Here is an 11,802-nt window from a genome sequence, read left to right on the forward strand (position 1 = left end):
AAATAAAGGGAGTACAAGAGATTTTAGGTCTCTTTTTGTCATATAAGCCAATTTTTGTATTGTTACTATTATGTTCATTTATTAACGTGTATTCTGAATTCGCCGGATTCACGCTAAAATATCACTCTTTCGAAATTGTAAAAAACAAACAGAAAAGCAAGATGATACAACTAGATTGAGCATCTGTTGGTAAGCATTCTTATTACTAAAAATACACATTACGGACAAGAACTCAATAAAAAAACGTATCTTTGCATCCAAAAATGTAAAAAATGGTAGATAAGCAACTCAAGCCCGACTTCATTTTCGAGGCAAGTTGGGAAGTCTGTAATAAAGTTGGAGGCATTTATACTGTCTTGTCTTCGAGAGCGCAGACACTACTTAAAGAATATGGTGATAAGCTTATATTCTTAGGTCCAGATATATGGCAAGAAAAGAACAATCCTGATTTTCTAGAAGATAAAAAACTCTTAAAGAATTGGCGTGAAGCCGCAGCAAAGGAAGGTGTAAATGTTAGGATAGGGCGTTGGCAGGTTGCAGGTAGGCCCGTTGCTGTCCTAGTAGATTTTCAACCATTTTTTGAACAACGCAATTCTATATATGGAACTGCATGGCAGAATTTTGGAGTTCAAAGTGACAAAGCCTATGGTGATTACGATGAAGCTTCAATGTTCTCTTATGCAGCAGCACGTTTTGTAGAGATTATATACCTCTCACTTATCCATAAAAATGAAAAAGTTGTTTATCAAGCTCATGAGTGGATGGCAGGTTTAGGTATGCTACATTTGCGCAAGGCAGCTCCTAGTATTGCCACAATCTTTACAACCCATGCCACAAGCATTGGTCGTTCTATTACGAGCAATAATAAGCAGCTTTATAAATACTTCCATGGCTACAATGGTGATCAAATGGCCGAAGAACTCCATATGGATGCGAAGCATAGTGTAGAGAAGAAAAGTGCCCATTTTGCAGACTGTTTCACTACTGTTTCAACATTCACCAACGAGGAATGTGTTCAACTGCTTGAGAAACCAGCAGATGTAATTCTGCCTAATGGCTTCGACAATGCCATTGTTCCTAAAGGTTCTATATTTACCACAAAGCGCAAAGCTGCTCGAAAGAATTTGTTAAGAGTAGCGTCTGCTCTGTTGGGCGAAGAGCTCTCAGATAAGATCATGATTGTTTCAACTAGTGGTCGCAATGATTTCCGTTGTAAAGGATTTGATGTATTCCTTCAAGCTATGGCAAATCTCAATAGCGAATTACAACATCAGTCTATTGATACTTGTAAAACTTGTGTTTTAGCCCTGATAGAAGTACCTTGTTGGATAAAACAACCACGCAAGGACCTGCAACTACGATTGATAGGGAAGGAAATCCCAAATACGGCATTACCAAATCCGTACCTGACGCACGAACTCTACAATGAGGGAGAGGATGCCATTCTAAATACAATGCGCTCGCTCTCCTTGATGAACGACAGAAATAACCCTGTGAAAGTCATCCTCCTTCCGTGTTATCTCGATGGAGAAGATGGTATCATCAATGAGCCTTATTATGAGGTTCTACTGGCAAATGATCTCTGTATCTACCCAAGCTATTATGAACCTTGGGGATATACACCGCTCGAGGCTAGTGCTTTCAAAATACCGTGTATTACAACGGATTTAAGTGGCTTTGGCCAATGGGTAGATGCAACACTGAAGCACCAAGGAATGATTGAAGATGGGGTAGAAGTGCTACATAGAAATGATGATAACTATTTTGATGTAGCACAAAAGATCTGCAATACGACGATGAAAGTTCTGAATGCAAGCAAAACTGTCCGCAACGAGATGCGAAAGAATGCAGCAGCACTGGCCGATAAAGCACAGTGGAGTAACTTTATCAAGTATTACTATCAAGCATACGATTTTGCATTGAGAAAGAAATAAAAACAATAACTCAAAAATTTATGAAAGTCAAAGTAAGCAACGCTAACCAGCCGAACTGGGAGGTTTTTAATGTTCAGAGCCATATCCCTGCTGAATTACGACAGCTTGACGAATTGGCACACAATCTGTGGTGGACTTGGAATCCCGAAGGAATCGAATTATTCCGCAGTATTGACCACGATTTGTTTGATCACAAATGCGATCAAAATCCTATTGACATGCTCCAACGCATGAGTTATGAACGCTTAACAGAACTAAGCAAAGATAAAGAACTCGTTGGTCGTATCAACAAAGTATATAAGGAATTTCGCAAATATATGGACGTAACTCCCAATGCAAAACGTCCTAGTGTGGCATACTTCTGCATGGAGTATGGCCTTTTTCATATACTTAAAATTTATTCTGGTGGTCTTGGAGTTTTGGCTGGCGATTATCTGAAAGAAGCTAGTGACTCTAATGTAGATCTCTGTGCTGTCGGTTTCTTATATCGTTATGGCTATTTTACTCAAACACTATCCATGGATGGTCAACAAATAGCAAACTATGAAGCACAGGATTTCGATAAGCTCCCAATTGAGCGAGTTCTTGATGACAATGGAAATCAACTTATTGTTGACGTTCCATTCCCAAACTATCTCGTTCATGCTGCTATTTGGAAAGTAAATGTAGGTCGTATTTCTCTCTATCTCCTCGATACAGATATTCCTTTAAATAGCGAATATGATAGAAATATTACACATGCGCTCTATGGCGGTGATTGGGAAAATCGTATCAAACAAGAATATTTGCTCGGTATTGGTGGTATGTTAGTTTTGAAGAAACTCGGTATCAAGAAAGACATCTACCACTGCAACGAAGGTCACGCTGCTTTCTGCAATGTTGAACGCCTTGTTGATTATGTTGGTCAAGGCCTCTCTTTCGGTGAAGCTTTAGAGCTGGTACGTGCCTCCTCGCTCTATACCGTTCATACTCCAGTTCCTGCAGGTCACGACTATTTCGACGAAGGACTATTCGGTAAGTACATGGGATGGGTTCCTGAAAAATTAGGAATTACGTGGGATGACTTTATCGGTCTTGGCCGTACGAATCCGGATGATCATGGAGAACGCTTCTGTATGTCTACCTTCCTCTGTAACACCTGTCAGGAGGTTAATGGTGTTAGCTGGTTGCATGGGCGTGTAAGTCAGCAGATGTTCAAAAATATCTGGAAAGGATATATGCCCGAGGAAGAGCGCGTAGAACACGATATTCGCACCCACGATGAGTGGTATGAAATTTACAATTCCCATCCAGAAGAAAGCCATGTAGGGTACGTTACAAATGGCGTACACTATCCAACGTGGAGTGCAAAAGAATGGAAAGCTGTTTACAATAAGTATTTTGATAAGAATTTCTTGGAAGATGAATCAAATGAAAAGATTTGGGAGAAGATTTACGAAGTTCCCGATGAAGAAATTTGGAAGACTCGCTTAGCTCTAAAGAATAAACTTATCAAATATATCCGCGAGCGTTTCCGCGAAAACTGGCTGAAGAATCATGGTGACCCCAGTCGTGTGGTAAGTCTGCTTGATAAGATTAACCCCAATGCACTGCTCATTGGTTTTGCTCGTCGCTTTGCCACTTACAAACGTGCACACTTGCTCTTTAGCGACCTCGACCGCTTGGCAAAGATTGTGAACAATCCTGACTATCCAGTGCAATTTATCTTTGCTGGTAAAGCACACCCTGCTGATGGTGCTGGCCAAGGCCTAATTAAACGAATCTACGAGATTTCTCAGCGTCCAGAATTTATTGGCAAGATTCTGTTCCTTGACAATTACGATATGCACCTTGCACGTCGTTTAGTAAGCGGTGTTGATATATGGATGAATACACCAACACGTCCTCTCGAGGCTTCTGGTACTTCAGGAGAAAAAGCACTCATGAATGGTGTTATCAATCTCTCGGTTCTTGATGGCTGGTGGTATGAAGGTTATCGTGAAGGCGCAGGTTGGGCACTTACAGATCGTCGTACCTACGAGAATCAAGAGTATCAGGATAAGTTGGATGCTTCAACAATATACTCATTGCTCGAACAAGAAATTATACCTCTTTACTACGCTCGTAATCGTAAAGGCTACAGCGAGAATTGGGTACGTACAGTGAAAAATAGCATTGCTCAAATTGCTCCACACTATACAATGAAGCGTCAGTTAGACGATTACTATGATCGCTTCTATACGCCTGAGGCAAACCGCTTTAAAGCTTTGTCAGCAGACAACAATAAGCTTGCAAAAGAAATTGCAGCTTGGAAGGAACTCGTTGCAGAACGTTGGGATAGCATTCAAGTGATTAAGAAAGAAGCTACGAATGATAACAATGGTATTCACATCAATGGTGAACAATTTGAATCACGCGTAACTATAGATGCACAAGGTCTCGACGATGCAATTGGCATAGAAATGGTTGTTGTTGGCACTGCTGAAGGACAAGACCACTTATTGCGTGTTATCCCAATGAACGTAGTAGAACATGAGGGAAATCTTTATACCTTCGAACTCAAGAGCGAAATCGACATTGCTGGTAGTTTTAAGATTGCATATCGTATGTTCCCTAAAAATCCTTTCTTGCCTCACCGCCAGGATTTCTGCTATGTACGTTGGTTTAACTAATCACGAATAAATTACAAATATATTTCTACACTGATTTCTTTTAAAGAAATCAGTGTAGTTTCTTTATTCTCATCCTTTTAATATAGACACAATGGAACGCAATATTATACTGACGAATCTTGGCTTTGAAGCTCTTACGGAAATGCAGGAAAAAGCTTATGAAACAATCAAGAGTGGGAAAAACACAACATTACTTTCTCCAACAGGAACAGGTAAGACTCTTGCTTATCTTTTGCCAATCGTAGAAAAAATTAAGGTCGAGCAGAACGTATTGCAGGTGGTTATCATTCTTCCTTCGAGAGAACTAGCCTTACAGTCTAATGAAGTTTTCCAGCGGATGAAGTTGAAGGAAATTAGAAGTATTTGTTTATATGGTGGTCGTCCTACAATAAACGAACATCGGCAGATTAGAGAGATAAAACCTCAGTTAATTTTTGCCACCCCAGGACGTCTGCTAGATCATATCGAGAAGGATAATATCTTTACAGGTGCAGTCCATACCCTTATTATTGACGAGTTCGATAAATGCTTAGAGCTAGGCTTTCAAGAAGACATGGATAAAATTATTAGAAAGCTGCCACATATCAAACAACGCATTTTCACTTCTGCAACAAACATAGAAGAGATTCCAGACTTTGCATTTCCGGAAAAAAGAGCGAAAGAGTCAACGATTTTAAATTATTTGACAACTACAGAAAACTCTGAGGCAAAAAGCGAACTATATGTTATTAAAAGTCCGTCAAAGGACAAGCTTGAAACATTAGGACGCCTCTTAAGCTCTTTTAGAGGTGAACCATCAATTGTGTTTGTTGCGTATCGTGAGAGTGTTGCTCGTATTCTTGCATACTTAAAAGAAAACAAAATCTCCTGTGTAGATTATCATGGAGGGCAAGAACAGGAGGTTAGGGAACGTAATCTTTACAGATTTCGTGCTGGAAGTGTGAATGTCTTAGTTGCAACTGATTTAGCTGCTAGAGGTTTAGATATTCCTGAAGTGCGCCACGTTGTACAATACCATTTGACAAACAAGGAAGAGGAATTTATCCATCGTTCTGGACGAACCGCTCGCTGGGACAATACAGGAAGTAACTATTTACTTATTGGTCCTGAGGAAAATATCCCTGATTATATAAAGGAGTATAAGAACTTAGATATTTCAGATACTACAATAAAGGCATACGCGCCTTTGTGGAGCTCACTTTATATTGGTCGCGGAAAAAAAGATAAACTCTCAAAGGGGGACATCCTAGGATTTCTCTGCAAAAAGGGTAACTTGAAATCAACAGAAATAGGACGAATTGATATTACATCACATCAGTCCTATGTAGCAGTAAAGAGAAATAAGGTCAAACAACTTCTGCAGATGATTTCTGGAGAGAAAATAAAAGGAATGAAGACACTCATTGAGCCAATGAAGCATTAAGCTTATAAATTCCAAGATTGTGTATAAATAGAGAAGGCCGAACTAGCTTATAAAGCTGAAGAGTATTTTTTATGATTAGAAGATTGCAGTGATAACCACACCTTTGTAGGACGGGACTATTGTTATATCTGCATTCTTTAGAGGCTTTGTAAAGGCATAGCTTGCACCAACTCCGATTGCTGCTCCTGCAGCTACATCCCACCAATCATGCTTCCCCGAATTGATTCTGCCCCAAGCCACATAACTAGAAATTATAAAAGCAGGAAGTCCCCACTTCCATCCATAACGTCGCTGAACATATTCAGCACCAGTAAAGGCTATAAGCGTATGAGTAGACGGGAAGGAGTGTTGTCCTGTATGATCGGGACGCGCTTTTCTTACAGAAAGTTCTAAGGCATAGTTTGTAGCTATCGCTGTACCCGTTGAGAAAGCTAATTGCTTGAGGCCTGTATAATCTTTCTTAATTAGTGCAGTTGTTATGCCTGCAACAACAGGAGTCGAGAAAAGGAAATCCGTAGATTTCCTTACTCGGCTCTTAGTTTGTGACATTAACATTGCTGGACAAGCCAACAATAATAGTGTTGCTATTACTCTCATTTACGCAGTGTCTTTACTGCAGCTTTTATTAAGTCCGTAGTTGTTGTATCCGAATCATACACTGAATACCAACCTTGTGGCTCGTGAGGAGGATCACAAAGAAAGTCATCGCCTGCTTTCCAACGACTCCCGTTTAAGCGTCCTTTACCGCCCCAGCCCCAAAAGTTGCAACCCACAATATTTCCATTATTTTCTTTACTCTGTATAATTTGCTGGAAAATGAAGTTATAGAAATTATCACGAGCAGATACAGTTGCTTCTGCGGAATATAAGGCATGATCACGTGGATATCCAAATTCTTCGATGACAATAGGTTTTGCTGCTTTATCTGCAATTCGCGAGTTGCTAGCAATATAATCTTTTGCTTTCAAATAAACATTAGGAAGCGCTTCTGTCAGTCTATCGTTAGAAGTCCAATTCCAGTTTTTCGGCCAAATGTGTATTGTCATGTAATCCACATTCTTATCCATCACGGAGCGTTCACACACTTCTTCATTATTTTCACACCCCACAATACCTTCACTTCCCAAAGATACAAGATGATTCTTATCCAATGATTTAATCAGTTTCGTAGTCTTTGCCAAGAACTTAATCATATTGTCGCATTCCTTTGTAGAGAAAGGGCGTGGCTCATTAGCAATTTGCCATGCCATAATGGTAGGATCTTCTGTATACTTGCGACCTGTATATTTATTCGTACGAGGAATAACTGTCTTTATGTAATCAAAGAAAAGCTTCTGAGCCTTCGGATCACTATTCATATTTGCAGCATAATTGCAGTAAGCCTCAAATCCGCCAGGACCTTCTGCAGAAGGAGAATCTCCATGACCTGTCTCACGCAAGTAGAAGCCATAACCACCACTCCAATCCCATGAATTTGTAAGATAAAGTACGGCAACCATATTGCGCTTTTCCATTTCAGCAAGTAAATAGTCAAGTCCATCAAAAAGAGCTTCATCATATACCCCTGGTGCTGACTGAAGAACAGGGCTTACAGAGTTTGCAAACTTACTGCCTCGTTCTGCACCTACAAGTATTCTGAGATTATCAACGCCCATAGATCTCAGAGAATCTAACTCATAAACTAAACGCTCGCGGTTGCCACCTTCTCCCTTGGAACCAAGGATTGGACCATACCAGAAATTAGCCCCGACATAGAAATAGGGAGCCCCATCTTTCATCAGCCTGTTTCCTTCAACAGTGATGTACTTTCCTGCAATTGCATGAGTGCAACAGGTAAAAATCACAAAGAGTGCTGTTAGTAATCGTTTCATAATTATTTATTGAAAAGGTTGAGTTTATCAGATTTAGCAGTCTTGAAATCAGCATCTTGAATAGTTTTAACTTTATACTTATTACGTAGTATTTCTTGCTGTTTATAGTTCTCGGAAATATAGCCGTCTGCAGTAGCTGGATTCGATAACTTCGACATAGCTATAACCATTTGTGACGCATCCTTCACCCATATTACAGGGCCATCATAATTGGGAGCTATTTTCAAGGCTGTGTGTAAGCGACTTGTTGTAGCTCCACCCAAAAGAACAGGAACTTCTATCCCTCGTTCCTTCATGACCACTACCGTATTTGTCATTTCATCCAAACTAGGAGTTATAAGGCCACTTAGTCCAACTACATCAGCTCCCACCTCAAGGGCTTTTTCTGCAATGTCTTCAGGAGCAACCATCACTCCCATATCTTCTATGGCGTAGTTATTACATGAGAGTACGGCACCCACGATATTTTTTCCTATATCGTGGACATCGCCTTTCACCGTAGCCATCAACACTTTTCCAGCACTGCTTCCATTTTTTTTCTCAGCTTCGATATGGGGCTGTAGAATACTAACAGCTTTCTTCATCGTCCGCGCTGTTTTAACAACTTGCGGAAGAAACATCTTTCCGGCACCAAAAAGATCCCCAACCTCATTCATGCCGTCCATCAGAGGACCTTCAATAATATCAACAGCATGGGCGTATTCACCAAGAGCTTCTGTCAGATCTTCTTCTAAATTACTGTCTATTCCTTTTCGCAAAGAATAAGAAAGTCGTTTCTCTAAGGGGAAATCTCTCCATAGCTCTGTTTTCTGACTGTATTCAACTTTATTTTTCTGCTGATTTGTCATTTGCTGCGCAAGACTTATCAGTTCTTCCGAAGCATCGCGAGTGTTGAGGATAACAGCCTCTATAACTTCGAGCAAGTCTTTCGGAATATCAGAATATGTAATGGTAGAAGAAGGATTTACAATCCCTATATCCAATCCATTCTGAATTGCATGATAGAGGAATACAGCATGCATGGCCTCACGCAAGTAGTTATTACCTCGGAAAGAGAAGGATAGATTGCTGATACCACCGCTGACATGCGCACCTGGTAAATTCTCGCGAATCCAAGCCGTTGCACGAATAAAATCTATACCATAAGAATCATGTTCAGGAATTCCTGTACAGATACTTAAAACGTTGGGGTCAAAGATTATATCATTGGGATTAAAATGTAACTGCTGAGTAAGAAGATCATAGGCACGTTTACAAATTTCTATCTTGCGTTCGAAACTTGTTGCTTGCCCTGTCTCATCAAAAGCCATTACCACAACTGCTGCTCCATACTTTTGTATATCGCGTGCATGAGAAAGAAACGTCTCTTCTCCTTCTTTCAAGGAAATACTATTCACAATAGATTTTCCCTGTACACATTTGAGTGCTGCAACTATAACGTCCCATTTCGAAGAATCTATCATGAAAGGCACACGGGCAACATCTGGTTCAGAAGCAAGAAGATTTAGGAAATGTACCATTTCTTCTTTTGTTTCTAACAAGCCGTCATCAAAATTTATATCAATAATCTGTGCTCCATCTTCCACTTGTTTTCGTGCAATGCCAATGGCTTCATCATATTTTTTTTCTGAAACAAGCCGTAAAAACTTACGCGAACCAGCCACATTACAGCGTTCTCCAATATTTGTAAAATTTCTCGCTGGTCTAATCTCACAAGATTCTAAACCAGAGAGCCACAGACAAGAAGGAACAGCTACTGGTCGATGGGGAGTACGACCTTCTAGCAATTTTGGATACTCTGCAATAAACTTGTCAGTAGTTCCACAACATCCACCTACGATATTTATCAGATTTTCATCAAGAAATTCTGCAACTTCGGAAGCCATGTGCTCGGGTGTTTCATCGTATTCCCCTAAAGAATTGGGCAATCCTGCATTGGGATACACAGAGATGTAGTAGGGGGCCCTTGCCGCGAGATTTTCAAGGAATGGCTTCATATCTTTTGCACCAAAAGAGCAGTTCAACCCCACAGAGAAGATAGGCATCGTACTGAAAGATGCCAAAAAGGCCTCGAGTGTCTGCCCAGAAAGGGTGCGCCCACCTTTGTCCGCAACTGTAACGCTGAGCATGATAGGAACTTCTCGTCCCTTCATACTCATCGCTGCTTGCGCTGCAACTACCGCTGCTTTTGCATTTAATGTATCAAAGACTGTCTCAATGAGAATGGTGTCGACACCTCCTTCAAGTAAAGCCTCGATTTGCTCTTGATAGGCTATCGCCAGTTCATCAAAATGTAAAGTTCTGAGCGCTGGGTCATTAACATCTGGACTCAGAGAGCAAGTCTTATTGGTTGGACCAACAGAACCTGCAACGAAGCGTGGCTTTTCGGGAGTTGCATAATTATCTGCACATGTGCGTGCCAATTGTGCCGCAGCAAAATTTATTTCTTTTACCAACGATTCACAATGATAGTCGGCCAAGGAAATACTTTGACTGTTAAATGTACAAGTCTCGATGATGTCTGCACCAGCCTCTAGATAACGTGTATGGATTTCTCGTATCACTTCGGGACGACTAAGCACTAATAAATCATTATTGCCACGCTGCTGTCCAGGCAAGTGCGCAAATCGTTCACCACGAAAGTCTGTTTCAGACAATCCGTATTTTTGAATCATGGTACCTAAAGCACCATCTAAAATAAGTATTCTATCTTTTACAGCTTCTTTAAGCCCCATATCTATGTCCCTTTAAAACTCTATCCATTTCCCTACGTCCTTCTTTCTCTTTCAAAGTTTCACGCTTGTCGTATTCCTTCTTACCACGACAAAGGCCGATTACTAATTTGGCACGACCATTGTCGTCGATAAATAGGCGTAAGGGAACTATCGTTTGTCCAGGCGATTTTGTTTCTTCTGCCAAATTTCTGATTTCCTTCTTATTAAGAAGGAGTTTACGATCACGACGTATTTCGTGACGATTAAAAGAGCCAAAACTATATTCAGCAATGTACATATTTTTGACCCAAATTTCATTATTGCTAATAAAGCAAAACGTATCAACAAGACCTGCTTTTCCCGCACGGATACTCTTAATTTCTGTGCCAGTTAAGACAATCCCCGCAGTATATTGATCTATAATAAAATAATCGTGTTCTGCTCGCTTATTTTTTATATTTATCCTCGATGAAACAATTTTTTTTCCTGCCATTTCTTTATTTTATGATAGTAACAAAGTTTGCGAGGTGTTCGTCTACATAATAAGCCACTCCATCAACATAGGATTCTTCATTTTCCACAAATTCGTCATCTAAGTCATCATAGTGTGGAAATTGTTCAAAAAGAGCCATGAATTCTTCATCACTACATTCGCGTGTGAGTTCCTCCACATCTTGCTCAAAGAGCTTTCGACCCTTGTAAACCAACTTTGAGAGATCGTGAAGCCCCCAAAGTCGCAAAGCCTTAGCAAAGGGATTGAGAAAGATAAAAGGACCATATCCATTATGAATCAACTGTACAAAACCACCATCCATGACTTCTTCGTGTAAGATCTTAAAGCCATAGAGAGTTATTTGATCTGCATTTAATTGCGCCATCGTCTCTGCAGTAAGTTCATTATTCACTGAAGCGCAAATGGCATCAATTACCAATGCGAGAAACTCATCAGATCCTTTGCTAGCTGCTTCACGCAAAGCAGCATCTGTAACTGTTACCTCATTCATATTAGTGCAAATATACAAATTTAGGATGAATGTGGTAATATTACTATCTTTTTTCGACAATAGTACAATGTTCCCTACTTAATTTTCTAGTCACTAACATATTATAAATGAGACTTATAATACTACAATGGAGACGATAAAAAATACAATACTCGGATTTGAAAATATCTTTATTGTATCAGCTGACACAATAAAGATATTCCAA

At 40.1% G+C, this 11,802-nt stretch carries 8 protein-coding genes; 3 read left to right on the forward strand and 5 right to left on the reverse strand.

Going from position 1 to position 11,802, the window contains the following annotated elements; genetic code table 11:
- The first annotated feature begins 272 nt into the window (after positions 1–272).
- The 3 genes from ACO4R2_RS01000 to ACO4R2_RS01010 all read left to right on the forward strand — a co-directional run bounded on the left by ACO4R2_RS01000 (position 273) and on the right by ACO4R2_RS01010 (position 6,008).
- Positions 273–1,934, forward strand: a complete 1,662-nt coding sequence (locus ACO4R2_RS01000) for a glycogen/starch synthase (protein ID WP_484768854.1) — start codon at positions 273–275, stop codon at positions 1,932–1,934.
- 20 nt (positions 1,935–1,954) lie between these two features.
- Positions 1,955–4,585, forward strand: a complete 2,631-nt coding sequence (gene glgP, locus ACO4R2_RS01005) for an alpha-glucan family phosphorylase (RefSeq protein WP_311489948.1) — start codon at positions 1,955–1,957, stop codon at positions 4,583–4,585.
- Between the two features lie 91 nt (positions 4,586–4,676).
- The gene (locus ACO4R2_RS01010) at positions 4,677–6,008 is read left to right on the forward strand and encodes a DEAD/DEAH box helicase (protein WP_484768855.1); all 1,332 of its coding nucleotides are present in this window, start codon (positions 4,677–4,679) and stop codon (positions 6,006–6,008) included.
- 75 nt (positions 6,009–6,083) lie between these two features.
- Here ACO4R2_RS01010 and ACO4R2_RS01015 read toward each other — a convergent pair whose 3' ends face one another.
- From ACO4R2_RS01015 to ACO4R2_RS01035, 5 genes are read right to left on the reverse strand one after another with little or no spacing between them, the layout of a single operon-like run.
- The gene (locus tag ACO4R2_RS01015) at positions 6,084–6,605 is read right to left on the reverse strand and encodes a phosphatase PAP2 family protein (protein WP_347719022.1); all 522 of its coding nucleotides are present in this window, start codon (positions 6,603–6,605) and stop codon (positions 6,084–6,086) included.
- Positions 6,602–7,879 carry a glycoside hydrolase 5 family protein gene (locus tag ACO4R2_RS01020; RefSeq protein ID WP_484768856.1) on the reverse strand — a complete coding sequence of 426 codons (1,278 nt, stop codon included), beginning with the start codon at positions 7,877–7,879 and terminating at the stop codon, positions 6,602–6,604. Before ACO4R2_RS01020 ends, ACO4R2_RS01015 begins: the two co-directional genes overlap by 4 nt.
- A 2-nt stretch (positions 7,880–7,881) precedes the next feature.
- Positions 7,882–10,614 (reverse strand): methionine synthase, encoded by a 2,733-nt coding sequence (gene metH / locus ACO4R2_RS01025; protein ID WP_484768857.1) that lies wholly within the window; start codon positions 10,612–10,614, stop codon positions 7,882–7,884.
- Positions 10,604–11,086 carry an SsrA-binding protein SmpB gene (smpB, locus tag ACO4R2_RS01030; RefSeq protein WP_311489943.1) on the reverse strand — a complete coding sequence of 161 codons (483 nt, stop codon included), beginning with the start codon at positions 11,084–11,086 and terminating at the stop codon, positions 10,604–10,606. The genes metH and smpB overlap by 11 nt, the downstream gene beginning before the upstream one ends.
- Positions 11,087–11,090: 4 nt before the next feature.
- Entirely contained in the window at positions 11,091–11,597 is a 507-nt protein-coding gene (locus ACO4R2_RS01035; protein ID WP_311489942.1) for a DMP19 family protein, read from the reverse strand.
- Between the last annotated feature and the right edge of the window lie 205 nt (positions 11,598–11,802).

It is taken from the genome of Alloprevotella sp. (assembly GCF_057240785.1).

Coding starts and splice junctions, on each gene's coding strand:
- ACO4R2_RS01000 (WP_484768854.1), top strand. CDS start 273: ATGGTAGATAAGCAACTCAAGCCCGACTTCATTTTCGAGGCAAGTTGG.
- glgP (WP_311489948.1), top strand. CDS start 1,955: ATGAAAGTCAAAGTAAGCAACGCTAACCAGCCGAACTGGGAGGTTTTT.
- ACO4R2_RS01010 (WP_484768855.1), top strand. CDS start 4,677: ATGGAACGCAATATTATACTGACGAATCTTGGCTTTGAAGCTCTTACG.
- ACO4R2_RS01015 (WP_347719022.1), bottom strand. CDS start 6,605: ATGAGAGTAATAGCAACACTATTATTGTTGGCTTGTCCAGCAATGTTA.
- ACO4R2_RS01020 (WP_484768856.1), bottom strand. CDS start 7,879: ATGAAACGATTACTAACAGCACTCTTTGTGATTTTTACCTGTTGCACT.
- metH (WP_484768857.1), bottom strand. CDS start 10,614: ATGGGGCTTAAAGAAGCTGTAAAAGATAGAATACTTATTTTAGATGGT.
- smpB (WP_311489943.1), bottom strand. CDS start 11,086: ATGGCAGGAAAAAAAATTGTTTCATCGAGGATAAATATAAAAAATAAG.
- ACO4R2_RS01035 (WP_311489942.1), bottom strand. CDS start 11,597: ATGAATGAGGTAACAGTTACAGATGCTGCTTTGCGTGAAGCAGCTAGC.